Source organism: Streptomyces sp. NPDC029674 (genome assembly GCF_044903205.1).
Classification (GTDB): Bacteria; Actinomycetota; Actinomycetes; order Streptomycetales; family Streptomycetaceae; genus Streptomyces.
In genome coordinates this window covers 81,561-98,202 of the sequence record NZ_JBJDPY010000012.1, presented here as the reverse complement: position 1 = coordinate 98,202, position 16,642 = coordinate 81,561, and the positions used below count along the sequence as shown (strand labels likewise).

Below are 16,642 nucleotides of genomic sequence, written 5' to 3'. Positions count from 1 at the left end.
TGCATCTCTTACCTGTGGAAGATTACATTGGTGTCCATGACACAGGCTCCCGCGGCACCCAAGGCCGTTCGGCGACGGCACGACCGAGAGATCATCGCGCTCGCCGTCCCCGCCTTCGGCGCACTCGTCGCCGAGCCCCTCTTCGTGCTCGCCGACAGCGCCATCGTCGGCCACCTCGGCACTGCCCAGCTCGCCGGTCTCGGCGTCGCCTCTGCGCTCCTCACCACCGCGGTGAGCATCTTCGTCTTCCTCGCCTACGCCACTACGGGCGCCGTCGCCCGCAGGGTCGGCGCGGGAGATCTCCAGGCCGCCATCCGGCAGGGCATGGACGGCATCTGGCTCGCCCTGCTCCTCGGCGCCGCCGTCATCGCCGTCGTCCTGCCGACCGCGCCTGCCCTCGTCGACCTCTTCGGCGCATCGGACACCGCGGCCCCGTACGCCATCACCTATCTGCGAATCTCGTCGTTCGGCATCCCGGCCATGCTCGTCGTGCTCGCAGCCACCGGCGTGCTGCGCGGCCTGCAGGACACCAGAACCCCGCTGTACGTCGCGATCGGCGGCTTCGTCGCCAACGCCGTCCTCAACGTCGGCCTGGTCTACGGCGCCGACCTCGGCATCGCCGGCTCCGCCTGGGGAACCGTCATCGCCCAGTGCGGCATGGCCGCCGTGTACCTCTTCGTCGTCGTCCGCGGCGCCAAGCGGCACGGAGCCTCGCTGCGGCCCGACGCCGCCGGGATCCGGGCCTGCGCACAAGCCGGTGTGCCGCTCCTGGTCCGCACGCTCTCACTGCGGGCCATCCTGATGATCGCGACCGCCGTGGCGGCCCGTCTCGGCGACTCCGACATCGCCGCCCACCAGATCGTGCTGTCCCTGTGGAGTTTGCTGGCCTTCGCGCTCGACGCCATCGCCATCGCCGGCCAGGCGATCATCGGACGCTATCTGGGCGCCGGCGACACGGACGGCGCACGCGCCGTCTGCCGTCGGATGGTGCAGTGGGGCATCGCCTCGGGCGTCGTGCTCGGCCTGCTGGTCGTCCTCGCACGGCCGTTGTTCATCCCGCTCTTCACCGGCGACGCCACCGTCCAGGACGCGGCACTGCCCGCACTCATCGTGGTCGCCCTCGCCCAGCCGGTCTGCGGCATCGTCTTCGTCCTCGACGGCGTCCTGATGGGCGCGGGCGACGGACCGTACCTCGCCTGGGCGATGATCGTCACGCTGGCGATCTTCACACCTGTCGCCCTGCTCGTGCCCACCTTCGGCGGCGGACTGACCGCGCTGTGGGGGGCGATGACCCTGATGATGGCGGTGCGCATGGCGACGCTGTGGCTGCGCTCCCGCTCCGGCCGCTGGCTCGTCACCGGCGCCACGCGCTGAGCCCTGCCCCGCCCCTGACCCGCTGGACCCTGTTTCACGTGAAACAGCACCGCCACCGCCCCGCGAAGCACGTTGGGCCGCACCCCGAGGGGTACGGCCCAACGATTGCTTCAGCTCTGCCAAGCGCAGTGCTTAGGCGGAGACGACCTCGACGTTGACCTTCGCGGCAACCTCGGGGTGCAGACGCACGGACGTCGCGTGGGCGCCCAGCGTCTTGATCGGCGCGCCCAGCTCGACACGGCGCTTGTCGACCTTCGGACCACCGGCAGCCTCGATCGCCGAAGCGATGTCGGCCGGGGTGACGGAACCGAAGAGACGACCGGCGTCGCCGGAGCGGACGGCCAGGCGGACCTTGACGCCCTCGAGCTGGGCCTTGACCTCGTTGGCCTGCTCGATGGTCGCGATCTCGTGGATCTTGCGAGCACGACGGATCTGCTCGACGTCCTTCTCGCCACCCTTGGTCCAGCGGATCGCGAAGTTCCGCGGGATCAGGTAGTTGCGGGCGTAGCCGTCCTTGACGTCTACGACCTCGCCGGCGGCGCCGAGGCCGGAGACCTCGTGGGTGAGGATGATCTTCATTAGTCGGTCACCCTTCCCTTATCGCGCGGTGGACGTGTAGGGCAGCAGCGCCATCTCACGGCTGTTCTTCACGGCCGTGGCGACGTCACGCTGGTGCTGCGTGCAGTTGCCGGTCACGCGGCGGGCACGGATCTTGCCGCGGTCGGAAATGAACTTCCGCAGCATGTTCGTGTCCTTGTAGTCCACGTACGTGACCTTGTCCTTGCAGAAAGCGCAGACCTTCTTCTTAGGCTTGCGCACAGGCGGCTTCGCCATGGTGTTTCTCCTGTGTGATCAAGAAGTGGGGTTACGGCCCACCCTCGGCCCGGAGGCCTGAAAAGCCCTGGGGCTTAGAAGGGGGGCTCGTCCGAGTAGCCGCCACCGGAGCCGCCGGAGCTTCCGCCCCAGCCGCCACCGCCGCCGCCCTGCTGCTGGCCGCCGCCGGCCGGCGCACCGGTCGCCCAGGGGTCGTCGGCGGGAGCACCGCCGCCACCCTGCTGCTGACCGCCGCCGGAGCCACCGCCCCAGCCGCCGCCCTGCTGGCCGCCGCCACCGCCGCCGTAACCGCCCTGGCCGCCTCGGCCGGTGGTCTTGGTGACCTTGGCCGTGGCGTTCTTCAGGCTGGCGCCGACTTCCTCGACGTCCAGCTCGTAGACCGTGCGCTTGATGCCCTCACGGTCCTCGTAGGACCGCTGCTTCAGCCGGCCCTGCACGATGACGCGCATGCCTCGCTGGAGCGACTCCGCGACGTTCTCCGCCGCCTGACGCCAGACCGAGCAGGTGAGAAAGAGGCTGTCGCCGTCCTTCCACTCGTTCGTCTGGCGGTCGAAGGTGCGGGGGGTGGACGCGACACGGAACTTCGCGACCGCCGCACCGGAGGGGGTGAAGCGCAGCTCGGGGTCGTCGACAAGATTGCCGACGACCGTGATGACGGTCTCGCCTGCCATGGGGGAACCTCTCGGCGGGTTTGCTGCTGGCTGCTTGTTGCTGCTACTCGATTCCCGGGTGCTGCTGAGCTAGGAAGCTCAGTGCATCTCGGGACGGAGGACCTTGGTCCGGAGGACCGACTCGTTCAGGTTCATCTGTCGGTCGAGCTCCTTGACGACCGCAGGCTCGGCCTGCAGGTCGATGACCGAGTAGATGCCCTCGGGCTTCTTCTTGATCTCGTAGGACAGACGACGACGGCCCCAGGTGTCGACCTTCTCGACCTTTCCGTTGCCCTCACGGACGACGGAGAGGAAGTTCTCGATCAGCGGGGAGACAGCGCGCTCCTCGAGATCGGGGTCGAGGATGACCATCACTTCGTAGTGACGCATGTGGAACCCACCTCCTTTGGACTCAGCGGCCACGGTCGTTCCGTGGCAGGAGGGTCGTGATGCGTACGCAACGGTATCGGCCGCCACTGACAATCGGCTCCCGCGAGCGGGGGCTCATGCTGTGGCCAGGGCAGACACCGGTGCAGACGGTACAGAGTACCCGCACCGAGGCTTCCGGTTGAAATCCGGCGAGGGACGGGCAGAATCTGTACACATCGGGTGTGTATGGCGCTACGATGCGCCGCCTTCCGCAGGAGGTGCCTCACATGGCACAAGTAATGCGACAGAACACCGCCACGTCCCTCTTCGCCACGGACGGCAAGTCCCATCCGCTCCAGGACGCGCTGCTCGGCGTGACCCTGGTGCTCGGGGCGATCGCCTTCGTGACGGCGATGTTCCACAACCTCCATCTGATCAGCTCGTGGACCGGCCTGGCCGGGATCGCCACGGGTGCGTACGGCCAGCTGATCTCGGCGACGACCCGCGAACGCTTCGGTCTGATCCTGGGCCTCGGCGCTTCGGCGATCGGTTTCTTCCTCGGCATGGCACACGGCGGACTCTTCGGCGGAATCGTCGGCTGACGGCCCCGCCGCACCCCGGCCGCGACCAGCGGCCGGGGCCCGAGTTCCGTACGCCCAGACGGGGCGCTCGCGGGGCGCAGTAGGCTTCGGCGCGAGAGCCGGAGCCCCTGTACCCATGGGGACACACCAGCCCGAGGAGCGCCCCGAATGAGTCTGACCCTGAGGACCATCAGTCGCGAGCAGCATCTGGCGTATATCCAGACACTGCCGTCGGCGAGTCATTGCCAGGTCCCCGCATGGGCTGACGTGAAGAGCGAATGGCGCTCGGAGAACCTGGGCTGGTTCGACGACAGGACCGGCCAGCTCGTCGGTGCCGGCCTGGTGCTCTACCGCCAGCTGCCCAAGCTGAAGCGTTATCTCGCGTACCTGCCCGAGGGCCCGGTGATCAACTGGTACGCCCCGAATCTTGATGAGTGGCTGCAGCCGATGCTGGCGCATCTGAAGCAGCAGGGCGCCTTCTCCGTGAAGATGGGTCCGCCGGTCGTGATCCGTCGCTGGGACGCTCCGGCGATCAAGGCCGGAATCCAGAACCCGGACGTGAAGCGCCTGCGGGACGTCGAGGCGACCTACATCGAGCCGCGCGCCTTCGAGGTCTCCGACCGGCTGCGCCGGATGGGCTGGCAGCAGGGTGAGGACGGCGGCGCCGGCTTCGGTGACGTGCAGCCCCGCTTCGTCTTCCAGGTGCCGCTGGCCAACCGCTCCCTGGACGAGGTCCAGAAGGGCTTCAACCAGCTCTGGCGGCGCAACATCAAGAAGGCCGAGAAGGCCGGTGTCGAGGTCGTCCAGGGCGGCTACTACGACCTCCCCGAGTGGCAGCGGCTCTATGAGATCACCGCGGTGCGCGACAAGTTCCGCCCGCGGCCCCTCGGCTACTTCCAGCAGATGTGGCAGGCCCTCAACTCCGAGGACCCCAACCGCATGCGGCTGTACTTCGCGCGGCACAACGGCGTGAACCTGTCGGCCGCGACGATGCTCGTCGTCGGCGGACACGTCTGGTACTCCTACGGCGCGTCGGACAACATCGGGCGTGAGGTCAGGCCCTCGAACGCGATGCAGTGGCGGATGCTCCGCGATGCGTACGCCATGGGTGCGACCGTCTATGACCTGCGCGGCATCTCCGACTCGCTGGACGAGACGGACCACCTCTTCGGCCTGATCCAGTTCAAGGTCGGCACCGGCGGCGAGGCCGCCGAGTACATCGGCGAGTGGGACTTCCCGCTCAACAAGCTGCTGCACAAGGCGCTCGACATCTACATGTCGCGCCGCTGATCCCGCACAATTTCCTTCCATAACTCTGATACACCGCAGACACGAGAAAGGTTCCGGGATCCAGCCATGGCGCTCACGCTCTATGTCGACACCGCGCGCTGGCGGGCACACCAGAAGCACCTGCTGGAGCAGTTCCCGGGCATCGTCCCGGTCTGCAAGGGCAACGGCTACGGCTTCGGTCATGAGCGCCTCGCTGAGGAAGCAACGCGTTTCGGCTCCGACATCCTCGCCGTGGGCACCACCTACGAGGCCGCCCGGATCAAGGACTGGTTCAGCGGTGACCTGCTGGTCCTGACCCCGTTCCGGCGGGGTGAGGAGCCGGTGCCGCTGCCCGACCGCGTCGTCCGCTCCGTGTCGTCGCTCGACGGCGTGCACGGCCTCGTGGGCGCCCGCGTCGTCATCGAGGTCATGTCCTCGATGAAGCGCCACGGCGTCAGCGAGCAGGACCTTCCGCAGCTGCACGCCGCCATCGAGGACGTACGTCTCGAAGGCTTCGCGCTCCACCTGCCGCTGGACCGCACCGACGGCTCGGACGCCGTCGAGGAGGTCATCGGCTGGATGGACCGCCTGCGCGCGGCCCGCCTGCCGCTGCACACGATGTTCGTCAGCCACCTCAAGGCCCATGAACTCGCCCGCCTGCAGCAGCAGTTCCCGCAGACCCGCTTCCGGGCCCGCATCGGCACGAACCTCTGGCTGGGCGACCACGAGGCCACCGAGTACCGCGGTGCCGTCCTCGACGTCACCGCTGTCGCGAAGGGCGACCGCTTCGGCTACCGCCAGCAGAAGGCCGCGTCCGACGGCTGGCTGGTCGTGGTCGCCGGCGGCACCTCGCACGGCGTCGGCCTGGAGGCCCCGAAGGCGCTGCACGGCATGATGCCGCGGGCCAAGGGTGTGGCCCGCGCGGGACTCGCGACGGTCAATCGCAACCTGTCGCCGTTCGTCTGGGCGGGCAAGCAGCGCTGGTTCGCGGAGCCGCCGCACATGCAGGTCTCGATCCTCTTCGTCCCCTCCGACGCGCCGGAGCCGAAGGTCGGCGAGGAGCTGGTGGCCCATCTGCGGCACACCACCACGCAGTTCGACCGGCTCGTCGACCGCTGAGGCGGATCGATCCAGCACGCGGAACACCCGGAACACGCGGAAGGGCCGGCACGACGACGAGTCGTGCGGGCCCTTCCGTCTACCGAGCCGCGCGTGTTCGCTCAGGGCGAACGCACCGGAAAGTCTCAGCGTGAGTCGTGAAAGCTCAGCGCGAGAGATCGGTCGCCGATCCCCACCGCACAGCGGGCGCCTCGGCGGAGCGCATCGCCGCCCGCGTCGCACGGCTCGCGTGCCCCAGGACGAAGACGTCCCGCGCGCCGTCCAGGACACCCCCTGAGGGGTCGTCGTCACCGGCCCGCCGCACCACGTCCCGCTCCGGCATCAGGATGTCGCGTACGACCACGGCACACAGGTACAGCGTGCCCAAAAGATGCACCGTGATGGCCAGTTGGTAGCCCTCGGTCGGCAGGCCCTTGTGGGCGTCTCCGCTCGTCGTGTACGCCAGGTACGCCCAGATCCCGAGGAAGTACGCGACCTCGCATGCCTGCCAGACCAAGAAGTCGCGCCAGCGCGGCCGGGCGAGCGCGGCGAGGGGAATCAGCCACAGGACGTACTGCGGCGAGTAGACCTTGTTGGTGAGGACGAAGGCGGCCACCACCAGGAAGGCGAGCTGCGCGAAGCGCGGGCGGCGCGGCGCGACGAGGCCGAGCGCACCGATGCCCAGGCAGGCGAGGAGCATCATCACCATCGCCAGGGTGTTCACCGTGTCGGTGGTCAGCGGCGAGTCCATGCGCTGGGAGAGGATCAGCCAGAAGGACCCGAAGTCGACGCCGCGCTCCTGGCTGAACGTGTAGAACTTCGACCAGCCGTCGCTCGCGAGCAGCATCACCGGCAGGTTGACGAGCAGCCAGGCGCCCGCCGTGCCGAGCAGCGCGGTCCCCAGCTCCCGCCACCTCCCCGCGCGCCAGCACAGGATCAGCAGTGGCCCGAGAAGGAGCACAGGGTAGAGCTTGGCGGCCGTCGCCAGCCCGAGGAGCACACCGAAAGCCAGCGCACGCGCGCGTGCCCACATCAGCATCGCGGCGGCCGTGAGGGCCACCGCGAGGAGGTCCCAGTTGATGGTGGCCGTCAGTGCGAAGGCCGGGGCGAGAGCGACGAGCAGCGCGTCCCAGGGGCGGCGCCGATGGGTGCGCGTGACGCACACGGCGATGACCGCGGTGCAGGCCATCAGTATTCCGGCGTTGACCATCCAGTAGATCTTTTCCTGGTGCTGGATGGAGCCGCTGCCGGGTGTGACCCAGGAGGCCACTTCCATGAACATCCCGGTGAGGACCGGGTACTCGAGGTACTCCATGTCGCCGGGCAACTTGTCGAAGTACGGCACGAGACCGTCGGCGAAGCCGCGTCCCTGGTAGAGGTGCGGGATGTCGGAGTAGCACGCGTGCGTGTACTGCGAGCTCGCCCCGAAGAACCACGCGCCGTTGTAGCACGGCATCTTCTGGATCATCCCGAGTGCGAACATCCCGAGGGCGACGAGCGCGATGACGCGCACGGGAGTCCACCACGTCGCCGCGAACATCACTCTTCGGCCGATCGGGCCCCCGATCAGCTCGCTGCCGGCCCGAGCGACCTCGTCCTCCTGGGTGGGCCGTACCGGCTCCGGCTCCTGCGGGCTCACAGGCTCGTACGCGCTCGTGCGCGGCGTCTCTGCGCTGGGGTCTGCACTGGGCATGCCCGCCATCCTGCCGTACGCGACTGAGAACACGGAGAGGGCCGCCGCACCCATCGGTGCGACGGCCCTCGTTTCACGTGAAACATCGGCGGGGGAGTCCGCGACGGCCTACCGGGTCACCCCGGCGGGCCCGGCTCAGCCTGTCGGGCCGCCGAAGATTCCGCCGCCGTTTCCTCCGTTGCCGTTGCCGTTGTTGGCTCCGCCACCTGCTGGGTCGTCCGTCGGCGGTGGTGACTCCCCTCCGGGACCACCGTCGACACCGCCCTCGGCGCCACCGTTCTCCTGACCGCCGTCGTGGTTGCACTCCCAGTCGAACGGTTCGCAGGACTCTTCGGGATCGGGCGACTCCGACGGAGGCTTCGAGGACTCGGACTCCGTGGGTGTCGGCGAAGTGGTCTTCTCCGGCTCCTCCTCGGTCTCCGTCGGGGACGGCGGCGGGGGCGGAGTCTCACCGACGACCTTGCCGATCGGCCCCGGCACGGGGAAGGCCACCGCAGGCTGGCCCTTGAGAGCCTGCTCCATGTAGTCCTGCCAGATCTGCGCGGGGAACGAGGCTCCGTGGATCTTCTTCTCGCCGCCCGTGCCGAACATCTCCAGGAACTTGCGCTTCTTGTTGGTCTCGTCGTCGTCGAGCCGGTACATGCTCACCGCCGTCGACAGCTGCGGGGTGTAGCCGACGAACCAGGCGGACTTGTTGCCGTCGGTCGTACCGGTCTTTCCGGCGACCTGACGGCCGGTGAGCTTGGCGGAGGTACCCGTGCCCTTCTCCACGACCGTTCGCAGCACGTCGGTGACGTTGTCGGCGACTTCCGCGTCGAAGGCCTGCTTGGTTTCCTTCTTGTGCTGATAGACCGTGTCGCCTCCGTGCTCGACCTCCTTGACGGAGTACGGCTCGTTCTGCTTGCCGCTCGCCGCGAAGGTCGAGTACGCACCGGCCATCCGGATCGCGCTCGGCGACGAAGTGCCGAGTGAGAAGGACGGGTAGGTGGCGCCGGCCATGGAGCTGTCGTCCTTGAGGCCGGCGTCCATGGCGGCCTCCTTCACCTTCTCCAGGCCGACGTCCATGCCGAGCTGCACATAGGCCGAGTTGACCGACTCCCTCATCGCCTCACGGAGGTCGATCTGGTAGCTGGGCGCGTTGTACGACTGGTTACCGTCGTTCTTCTGGTTCCACTGCTTGCCGTCGCGGTCCGTCCAGACCTGCCCGTTGTACTTCTGGATCTTGAGCTCGTTCTTGCCGCTGTACAGGCTCTTCGGGTTGACGATGGTGCGCTCGGCCTCAGTCTGCTGTTCCGCGCCGTCCGGGTCGCGCACGCCGTACTTGAACGCGGCGGCCAGCACGAAGGGCTTGTACGTCGAACCGACCTGGGCACCGGTCTGGTCCGCGTTGTTGGTGAAGTGCTTGGTCGCGTCCTCACCGCCGTAGATGGCCTTGATCGCGCCGTCCTTCGGGTCCACGGAGGCGCCGCCGAACTGGACGTGCGTGTCCTTCTCCGGACGCAGCTTCGGCTTGATCTTGTCCTTGCGGACCTTGTTGACCGCCTTCTCGAGCTCCTTGACCTTTGCCCTGTCGAAGGTCGTGTGGATCTCGTAGCCGCCCCGCCGGAGCTTCTCCTCAGTGATGTCGGTGTTCCTGATGACGTAGGCCTTGGCCAGGTCGACGAGGTATCCGGTCTGGCCGGCCAGGTCCACGTTCGACCGCGGGTTCTGCAGCTTCGGGAACTCCGTGTACTTGGCCCGCTGCTCGGCGGTCAGGTGGCCGTCCTTGACCTCCTCGTCGAGGATCCACTTCCAGCGCTTCTTGGCGCGGGCGGTGTTGTCTTCCTTGTTGGCGGCGGGGTCGATCTCGGGGTAACCGGCCGGGTCGTAGTACGTGGCGCCCTTGAGCACCGTGGCGAGGAGAGCACACTCGCTCGGGTCCAGCTCACCGGCTTCCTTGTTGAAGTACGCCCGGGCCGCCGCCTGGATGCCGTAGGCCCCACGCCCGTAGTAGGCGGTGTTGAGGTACCCCGCCATGATGTTTTCCTTGGAGACCTGCCGGCCGACCTTTATGGAGATGAAGAGCTCTTTGAACTTCCTGGTGAACGTCTGCGACTGGTCACCCAGGCGGGCGTTCTTCACGTACTGCTGAGTGATGGTCGAGCCACCCTGGGTCTGCCCGCCCTTGGCCATGTTGACCAGGGCACGCGTGATGCCCATCGGGTCGATGCCCTTGTCCTTCTCGAACGTCTTGTTCTCCGCCGACATGACGGCGAAGCGCATCTCCTTGGGGATGTCGTCGTAGTCGATGATCTGGCGGTTGCGCTCACCACCGGTCGCGACCATCTGCTTGCCGTCGGCCCAGTAGTAGACGTTGTTCTGGGCCGTGGCCGCCTTGTCGACCTCCGGCACCTCCACCAGGGCGTACGAGATGCCGGCGACAGCCATCAGGCTGCCGAGGAAGCCGATGAACGTACCCGTGACCAGGCGCCACGACGGGACCCAGCGGCGCGCGCCGCTCTTCCCCGCGCGCGGGTAGTCGATGAACCGCTTCTTACGAGGAGGCTCGGCACCACGGCCCCTGCCGCGCCCTGCCCCGCCCGGGCCACCGGCCCCGCCACCGCCGCGGCGGCCACCACCGCCCGAGCGCCCACCCCCGTCGGGCGCTCTGCGACGGCTGCCACCCGTGCCGACGGAACCGCTGCGCTGCGCGGCGCGCCGGGCCTCGGCCCGGCCGCCGTAAGGACGGTTCCCTTCGTCCGGGGCACCGGATCCAGACGCCCCGTAAGAAGAAGACGCCCCATAAGAAGAAGGCGATCCTGTGTCGCCCCGGGGGGCCGCGCGGCGGCCCGACGGCGCTCCTGGGGCGCCACGCCTGGCCGCGGCGCGTCCGCCGCCCTGCGGCTGCGGCGGTTTGCGACGGTGCTCGCTCATCGAACGATTACTCCTCGGGCAGGCGCAGCTGTCCACGCCTGGAAACGGCGGCTGGTTTCCGGTCCCCCCGAAGTGCGGATGCGTCCATTCCGGAACCCACCCGCACTACACCAGGGACGACGACGCTCTCATGCGTCACTTGGTTCCCGGCGGCATGCATGGCGCACAGACTACGCACCGTCAAAACCCTCGTAGAGCCGAAGTTCACCCCAAAACAGGCAAGTTACTTCCTACGAATCGGTGATGTGACGCCGTTCACCGTGCCCCCTCTTGTCTCAACCGGATCGCCGTTCTATCGTCTCGATGTATCGAGTCGATACATCAGCTCGGCATAAAGGCCGTACTGAGGGACCGTGGCAGACGGGAGGCGAAGATGAGCAGGCGCTCCGGCATCCTGGAATTCGCTGTGCTCGGTCTGCTCCGCGAGTCCCCGATGCACGGCTATGAGCTGCGTAAACGGCTAAATACATCGCTGGGAGTGTTCCGTGCCTTCAGCTACGGGACGCTCTACCCCTGCCTCAAGACGCTGGTCGCCAACGGCTGGTTGATCGAGGAGTCGGGCGGCACCCCTGAAGACGCCCTCGCAGCTCCGCTCGCGGGACGTCGCGCCAAGATCGTCTATCGGTTGACGGCGGAAGGTAAGGAGCACTTCGAGGACCTGCTCTCGCAGACCGGCCCCGACGCGTACGAGGACGAGCACTTCGCCGCCCGCTTCGCCTTCTTCGGGCAGACCTCGCGGGACGTGCGGATGCGGGTGCTCGAGGGCCGCCGCAGCCGTCTCGAAGAGCGTCTGGAGAAGATGCGCGCCTCCCTGGCCCGTACCCGGGAGCGCCTGGACGACTACACGCTCGAGCTTCAGCGGCACGGCATGGAGTCCGTGGAGCGCGAAGTGCGCTGGCTGAACGAGCTCATCGAGAGCGAGCGCGCGGGGCGGGACCAGCAACGGTCCGCCCCCGGGAGCTCCGCTCAGCAGAACAGCACATCCGGGGAGTCGGCGGGCCTGCCCCGGCGGCGGGAGACCAACCCGCCGCCGGATCCGTCCGATGACCCCACCAAGTGAGACCCAGCGTTCCGCGGGGTTTCAACCGGAATACCGAGATCACACAGGGAGCAACCGGAATGGGTTCGGTTCGCGTAGCCATCGTCGGCGTGGGCAACTGCGCCGCCTCGCTGGTCCAGGGCGTCGAGTACTACAAGGACGCCGACCCGGACACGAAGGTCCCGGGCCTGATGCACGTCCAGTTCGGCGAGTATCACGTCGGTGACGTCGAGTTCGTCGCCGCCTTCGACGTCGACGCGAAGAAGGTCGGCCTCGACCTCTCGGACGCCATCGGTGCCAGCGAGAACAACACCATCAAGATCTGCGACGTCCCGAACAAGGGCGTCTCGGTCCAGCGCGGCCACACCCTCGACGGCCTGGGCAAGTACTACCGCCAGACCATCGAGGAGTCCGACGAGGCCCCGGTCGACATCGTCCAGGTCCTCAAGGACCGCGAGGTCGACGTCCTCGTCTGCTACCTGCCCGTCGGTTCCGAGGACGCCGCGAAGTTCTACGCGCAGTGCGCCATCGACGCCAAGGTCGCGTTCGTCAACGCGCTTCCGGTCTTCATCGCCGGCACCAAGGAGTGGGCGGACAAGTTCACCGAGGCCGGTGTCCCGATCGTCGGTGACGACATCAAGTCGCAGGTCGGCGCCACCATCACGCACCGTGTGATGGCGAAGCTGTTCGAGGACCGCGGTGTCCGTCTCGAGCGCACCATGCAGCTGAACGTCGGCGGCAACATGGACTTCAAGAACATGTTGGAGCGCGACCGCCTCGAGTCGAAGAAGATCTCGAAGACGCAGGCCGTCACCTCGCAGATCCCCGACCGCGAGATGGGCGAGAAGAACGTCCACATCGGCCCGTCGGACTACGTCGCGTGGCTCGACGACCGCAAGTGGGCGTACGTCCGCCTCGAGGGCCGCGCCTTCGGTGACGTCCCGCTGAACCTGGAGTACAAGCTCGAGGTCTGGGACTCCCCGAACTCCGCGGGTGTCATCATCGACGCCCTGCGCGCCGCGAAGATCGCCAAGGACCGCGGTGTCGGCGGCCCGATCCTCTCCGCGTCGTCGTACTTCATGAAGTCCCCGCCGGTCCAGTACTTCGACGACGAGGCCTACGACAACGTCGAGAAGTTCATCAAGGGCGAGGTCGAGCGCTAAACAGCACTCTCCTTTGTCGCATGTCGAGGGTCCTCGGGCATTCCGCCCGGGGGCCCTCCTCGTATGTGAGGCTTGGCCCCATGGCTGTCGTCGGTGACCTGCGGATACTGCTGCGGCTGCGGGACTTCCGGCGGCTCCTCGCCGTGCGGCTGATCTCCCAGGGGGCCGATGGCGTCTACCAGGTCGCGCTCGCCACGTACGTCGTGTTCTCCCCGGAGAAGCAGACGTCGCCCGCCGCCATCGCCTCGGCCATGGCGGTGCTGCTCCTTCCCTACTCACTGATCGGCCCGTTCGCCGGCGTCCTCCTCGACCGCTGGCAGCGCCGCCAGGTCTTCCTGTACGGCAATCTCCTGCGGGCCGCACTGGCGTCCGTGACCGCCGTGCTGATGTTCAGCGACGTCGCCGACTGGCTCTTCTACGTCTCCGCCCTCTGTGTCACCGCCGTCAACCGCTTCGTCCTGGCCGGTCTCTCGGCCGCGCTGCCGCGGGTGGTCGACACCGACCGGCTGGTCATCGCGAACTCCCTCTCCCCGACCGCGGGAACGCTCGCCGCGACCCTGGGCGGCGGACTCGCCTTCGTCATGCGCCTGGTGGGCCCGGACTCGGACGCGGCGGTGGTCCTTCTCGGAGCCGCCCTGTACCTCTGCGCGGCCCTGGCCTCGCTGCGCATGGCCCGCGAGCTGCTCGGCCCGGACCCCGACCTGGTGCAGCCGCGGCTCGCGACCGCTCTCGCGGGGACGGCGCGCGGGCTGAGGGCGGGGGTACGGCACCTGGCGCAGCGCCCCGCGGCCGCCCGCGCGCTGGCCGCGATGACGGTGCTGCGGTTCTGCTACGGCGCACTGACGGTGATGGTCCTGATGCTCTGCCGGTACGCCTGGTCGTCGACGGAGTCCGACGGGCTCGCGCTGCTCGGGCTGGCCGTGGGGATCTCCGGCGCGGGCTTCTTCGTGGCGGCCCTGGTGACGCCCGCGGCGGTGGGGCGGATGGGGCCGGCCGGCTGGATCGTCGCCTGCGCGGGAACGGCGGCGGTCCTCGAACCGGCTCTGGGCCTCCCCTTCGAGCCCGTACCGCTGCTCATCGCTGCCTTCGTCCTCGGCCTGACGACCCAGGGCGCGAAGATCGCCACGGACACGGTGGTGCAGTCCTCCGTGGACGACGGCTTCCGCGGACGCATCTTCTCCCTCTACGACGTCCTGTTCAATGTCGCCTTCGTCGGCGCCGCCGCAGTGGCCGCGCTGGTGCTGCCGCCTGACGGACGGTCGGCTCCACTGGTCATCGGCGTGGCCCTGCTCTACTCGGCGATTGCTGCAGCTATGGCCCGGTTTGCCGCGCAATAAGTGTCACATCAGTGCCACAGAGTCCCTCTGGGCTTCAGAGATCCCACCACACCCGGATAACTTACGGGCGTCGTATTCGCGCCATCGCGCCTTCGTTCGAGGGGGAACCCCAAAGTGACCACACCGCCGCCCCAGGGCCAGGCTCCGTACCCGCCTCAGGGCCAGAACCCCTACGGCCAGCCGCAGGGCGGCGTGACGCAGCCGTACACGCCCTACAACCAGGGTGGGCCCGTCCCTCCGCCGCCGGCCGCACCCCGCCGCCGCGGTGGCAAGAAACTGCTCCTGCGCATCGGCGGCTTCGTCCTGGTCGCGATCCTCATAGCCGTCGGCAAGTGGTACCTCGGCAAGAGCGACGCCGAGTCCACCTCGGTCGGCAGCTGCATGCACAACAAGGGCACGCAGATCTCGCCGGAACTCGAAGAAGTCGATTGCTCCTCGAGCGACTCCGAGTTCGAGGTCGTCGAGAAGTTCGACGGCACGAGTGACAGCGACAAGTGCAAGACCGTCAAGGGCTCCGAGATCGCGTACTACCAGCAGGGCAAGGGACACAACGTCGTGCTCTGCCTGAAGGAAACGAAGTAGGACACGGCCGAGGGGCGTTGTTTCACGGTTTCACGTGAAACAACGCCCCTCGACGTTCCCGGGATGGTGGACGTTTCACGTGAAACACCCACTGCATCACCTCAGTTCTGCGCGGCCCACCACTCCTTGAGCGCCGCGGCCGCCGCGTCCCGCTCCATCGGCCCGTTCTCCAGGCGCAGCTCCAGCAGGAACTTGTACGCCTTGCCGATCACCGGACCCGGTCCCACGTCCAAGATCTCCATGATCGCGTTGCCGTCGAGGTCGGGGCGGATCGAGTCCAGCTCCTCCTGCTCCTGGAGGCGGGCGATGCGCTCCTCCAGGCCGTCGTACGCGCGTGACAGGGCGTTCGCCTTGCGCTTGTTGCGCGTCGTGCAGTCGGAGCGCGTCAGCTTGTGCAGGCGGTCCAGGAGCGGTCCCGCGTCGCGCACGTAGCGGCGTACGGCCGAGTCCGTCCACTCACCCGTGCCGTATCCGTGGAAGCGCAGGTGGAGCTCGACCAGGCGCGAGACGTCCTTCACGAGCTCATTGGAGTACTTGAGCGCCGTCATCCGCTTCTTGACCATCTTGGCGCCGACCACCTCGTGGTGGTGGAAGGAGACGCGGCCGTCGCTCTCGAAGCGCCGGGTACGCGGCTTGCCGATGTCGTGCAGCAGCGCCGCGAGCCGCAGCGTCAGGTCGGGGCCGTCCGTCTCCAGCGCCATCGCCTGCTCGAGGACGATCAGCGAGTGGTCGTACACGTCCTTGTGGCGGTGGTGCTCGTCCCGCTCCAGACGCAGTGCCGGCAGCTCGGGCAGCACCCTCTCGGCGAGGCCCGTCTCCACGAGCAGGGCGAGGCCCTTGCGCGGGTATGCGGAGAGCAGCAGCTTGTTCAATTCGTCCCGGACCCGCTCCGCGGAGACGATGTCGATGCGCTCAGCCATCGCCTTCATCGCGGCGACGACGTCGGGCGCCACCTCAAAATCCAGCTGGGCGGCGAAGCGCGCGGCCCGCAGCATGCGCAGCGGGTCGTCCGAGAAGGACTCCTCCGGGGTGCCGGGGGTGCGCAGGACACGCTCCGCCAGGTCCTCAAGGCCACCGTGCGGGTCGACGAACTCCTTCTCGGGGAGCGCCACGGCCATCGCGTTGACCGTGAAGTCGCGGCGCACGAGGTCTTCCTCGATGGAGTCGCCGTAGGACACCTCAGGCTTGCGCGAGGTCCTGTCGTACGCCTCCGAGCGGTACGTCGTGACCTCGACCTGGAAGCTCAGATCGGCGTCCCCGACGCGGGCGTCCTTCTGGCAGCCGACCGTGCCGAAGGCAATGCCGACCTCCCACACCGCGTCGGCCCACGGCCGGACGATCTTCAGTACGTCCTCGGGGCGGGCGTCGGTCGTGAAGTCCAGGTCATTGCCGAGCCTGCCCAGAAGGGCGTCCCTGACCGAGCCGCCGACCAGGGCGAGGGAGAACCCGGCCTCCTGGAAACGGCGGGCGAGGTCGTCCGCGACAGGGGACACGCGGAGCAGTTCGCTGACCGCGCGGCGCTGCACCTGGCTCAGTGCGCTGGGGTTGTCTTCATTGGCGTTCGGCACAACAGAAAAGGGTACGTGCCCCGGGCGCCCGCGACCGACCCGATCACCGCCCGGTCCCACAGGGCTCGTCCCGGCGCTTGTGCCGCTCTTCTGATCACGTGGAGCAGTCCGCGGCACTTCGCCACAGCGCGCATCGTTACCATGCGTGGACGCACAACCGACGACCACTGAC

Annotated in this window: 15 protein-coding genes; 8 read left to right on the top strand and 7 right to left on the bottom strand. The window is 68.1% G+C overall.

Annotated elements, in window-relative coordinates; genetic code table 11:
* Positions 1 to 36: 36 nt before the first annotated feature.
* A complete protein-coding gene (locus ACI2L3_RS27030) occupies positions 37 to 1,374 on the top strand; it encodes an MATE family efflux transporter (protein WP_404754979.1) in 1,338 nt (445 codons plus the stop codon).
* A 132-nt stretch (positions 1,375 to 1,506) separates the two neighbouring features.
* Here the strand turns inward: ACI2L3_RS27030 and rplI are convergent, their stop codons facing one another.
* The 4 genes from rplI to rpsF form a co-directional block, all read right to left on the bottom strand.
* The gene (gene rplI / locus ACI2L3_RS27025) at positions 1,507 to 1,953 is read right to left on the bottom strand and encodes a 50S ribosomal protein L9 (protein ID WP_398301807.1); all 447 of its coding nucleotides are present in this window, start codon (positions 1,951 to 1,953) and stop codon (positions 1,507 to 1,509) included.
* Positions 1,954 to 1,971: 18 nt separating this feature from the next.
* On the bottom strand, positions 1,972 to 2,208 hold the full coding sequence (rpsR, locus tag ACI2L3_RS27020; RefSeq protein ID WP_003949403.1) for a 30S ribosomal protein S18: 237 nt from the start codon (positions 2,206 to 2,208) through the stop codon (positions 1,972 to 1,974).
* 74 nt (positions 2,209 to 2,282) lie between these two features.
* Positions 2,283 to 2,879: a single-stranded DNA-binding protein gene (locus ACI2L3_RS27015; protein WP_404754978.1), complete on the bottom strand. Its 597-nt coding sequence runs from the start codon at positions 2,877 to 2,879 to the stop codon at positions 2,283 to 2,285.
* A gap of 78 nt (positions 2,880 to 2,957) precedes the next feature.
* Complete coding sequence (rpsF, locus tag ACI2L3_RS27010) at positions 2,958 to 3,248, bottom strand: 30S ribosomal protein S6 (RefSeq protein WP_016644628.1); 291 nt, start codon at positions 3,246 to 3,248, stop codon at positions 2,958 to 2,960.
* Between the two features lie 266 nt (positions 3,249 to 3,514).
* Between rpsF and ACI2L3_RS27005 the strand changes: the two genes are divergently transcribed.
* The 3 genes from ACI2L3_RS27005 to ACI2L3_RS26995 all read left to right on the top strand — a co-directional run bounded on the left by ACI2L3_RS27005 (position 3,515) and on the right by ACI2L3_RS26995 (position 6,196).
* Positions 3,515 to 3,829 carry a hypothetical protein gene (locus tag ACI2L3_RS27005; RefSeq protein WP_404754977.1) on the top strand — a complete coding sequence of 105 codons (315 nt, stop codon included), beginning with the start codon at positions 3,515 to 3,517 and terminating at the stop codon, positions 3,827 to 3,829.
* 147 nt (positions 3,830 to 3,976) lie between these two features.
* Positions 3,977 to 5,098: a peptidoglycan bridge formation glycyltransferase FemA/FemB family protein gene (locus ACI2L3_RS27000; RefSeq protein WP_362988283.1), complete on the top strand. Its 1,122-nt coding sequence runs from the start codon at positions 3,977 to 3,979 to the stop codon at positions 5,096 to 5,098.
* 66 nt (positions 5,099 to 5,164) lie between these two features.
* Positions 5,165 to 6,196: an alanine racemase gene (locus ACI2L3_RS26995; RefSeq protein WP_404754976.1), complete on the top strand. Its 1,032-nt coding sequence runs from the start codon at positions 5,165 to 5,167 to the stop codon at positions 6,194 to 6,196.
* 145 nt (positions 6,197 to 6,341) lie between these two features.
* On the opposite strand, the gene ACI2L3_RS26990 is transcribed toward ACI2L3_RS26995, so the two are convergent.
* Positions 6,342 to 7,877: a glycosyltransferase family 87 protein gene (locus ACI2L3_RS26990; RefSeq protein ID WP_404755148.1), complete on the bottom strand. Its 1,536-nt coding sequence runs from the start codon at positions 7,875 to 7,877 to the stop codon at positions 6,342 to 6,344.
* Positions 7,878 to 8,003: 126 nt separating this feature from the next.
* Positions 8,004 to 10,781 carry a transglycosylase domain-containing protein gene (locus tag ACI2L3_RS26985; protein WP_404754975.1) on the bottom strand — a complete coding sequence of 926 codons (2,778 nt, stop codon included), beginning with the start codon at positions 10,779 to 10,781 and terminating at the stop codon, positions 8,004 to 8,006.
* A 373-nt stretch (positions 10,782 to 11,154) separates the two neighbouring features.
* Here ACI2L3_RS26985 and ACI2L3_RS26980 point away from each other — a divergent pair, with 373 nt between their 5' ends.
* The 4 genes from ACI2L3_RS26980 to ACI2L3_RS26965 all read left to right on the top strand — a co-directional run bounded on the left by ACI2L3_RS26980 (position 11,155) and on the right by ACI2L3_RS26965 (position 14,902).
* Positions 11,155 to 11,841 (top strand): helix-turn-helix transcriptional regulator, encoded by a 687-nt coding sequence (locus tag ACI2L3_RS26980; RefSeq protein ID WP_404754974.1) that lies wholly within the window; start codon positions 11,155 to 11,157, stop codon positions 11,839 to 11,841.
* 59 nt (positions 11,842 to 11,900) lie between these two features.
* Positions 11,901 to 12,983 carry an inositol-3-phosphate synthase gene (locus ACI2L3_RS26975; protein WP_404754973.1) on the top strand — a complete coding sequence of 361 codons (1,083 nt, stop codon included), beginning with the start codon at positions 11,901 to 11,903 and terminating at the stop codon, positions 12,981 to 12,983.
* Between the two features lie 80 nt (positions 12,984 to 13,063).
* On the top strand, positions 13,064 to 14,320 hold the full coding sequence (locus ACI2L3_RS26970) for an MFS transporter (RefSeq protein WP_404754972.1): 1,257 nt from the start codon (positions 13,064 to 13,066) through the stop codon (positions 14,318 to 14,320).
* A gap of 114 nt (positions 14,321 to 14,434) precedes the next feature.
* Positions 14,435 to 14,902, top strand: coding sequence for a hypothetical protein (locus ACI2L3_RS26965; protein ID WP_404754971.1), 468 nt, complete (start codon positions 14,435 to 14,437; stop codon positions 14,900 to 14,902).
* A gap of 101 nt (positions 14,903 to 15,003) precedes the next feature.
* Here the strand turns inward: ACI2L3_RS26965 and ACI2L3_RS26960 are convergent, their stop codons facing one another.
* Complete coding sequence (locus tag ACI2L3_RS26960) at positions 15,004 to 16,470, bottom strand: CCA tRNA nucleotidyltransferase (protein WP_404754970.1); 1,467 nt, start codon at positions 16,468 to 16,470, stop codon at positions 15,004 to 15,006.
* Between the last annotated feature and the right edge of the window lie 172 nt (positions 16,471 to 16,642).

Excerpts from the sequence above, each read along its gene's own strand:
- ACI2L3_RS27030 (WP_404754979.1), top strand. The coding sequence starts at position 37 with ATGACACAGGCTCCCGCGGCACCCAAGGCCGTTCGGCGACGGCACGAC.
- rplI (WP_398301807.1), bottom strand. The coding sequence starts at position 1,953 with ATGAAGATCATCCTCACCCACGAGGTCTCCGGCCTCGGCGCCGCCGGC.
- rpsR (WP_003949403.1), bottom strand. The coding sequence starts at position 2,208 with ATGGCGAAGCCGCCTGTGCGCAAGCCTAAGAAGAAGGTCTGCGCTTTC.
- ACI2L3_RS27015 (WP_404754978.1), bottom strand. The coding sequence starts at position 2,879 with ATGGCAGGCGAGACCGTCATCACGGTCGTCGGCAATCTTGTCGACGAC.
- rpsF (WP_016644628.1), bottom strand. The coding sequence starts at position 3,248 with ATGCGTCACTACGAAGTGATGGTCATCCTCGACCCCGATCTCGAGGAG.
- ACI2L3_RS27005 (WP_404754977.1), top strand. The coding sequence starts at position 3,515 with ATGGCACAAGTAATGCGACAGAACACCGCCACGTCCCTCTTCGCCACG.
- ACI2L3_RS27000 (WP_362988283.1), top strand. The coding sequence starts at position 3,977 with ATGAGTCTGACCCTGAGGACCATCAGTCGCGAGCAGCATCTGGCGTAT.
- ACI2L3_RS26995 (WP_404754976.1), top strand. The coding sequence starts at position 5,165 with ATGGCGCTCACGCTCTATGTCGACACCGCGCGCTGGCGGGCACACCAG.
- ACI2L3_RS26990 (WP_404755148.1), bottom strand. The coding sequence starts at position 7,877 with ATGGCGGGCATGCCCAGTGCAGACCCCAGCGCAGAGACGCCGCGCACG.
- ACI2L3_RS26985 (WP_404754975.1), bottom strand. The coding sequence starts at position 10,781 with ATGAGCGAGCACCGTCGCAAACCGCCGCAGCCGCAGGGCGGCGGACGC.
- ACI2L3_RS26980 (WP_404754974.1), top strand. The coding sequence starts at position 11,155 with ATGAGCAGGCGCTCCGGCATCCTGGAATTCGCTGTGCTCGGTCTGCTC.
- ACI2L3_RS26975 (WP_404754973.1), top strand. The coding sequence starts at position 11,901 with ATGGGTTCGGTTCGCGTAGCCATCGTCGGCGTGGGCAACTGCGCCGCC.
- ACI2L3_RS26970 (WP_404754972.1), top strand. The coding sequence starts at position 13,064 with ATGGCTGTCGTCGGTGACCTGCGGATACTGCTGCGGCTGCGGGACTTC.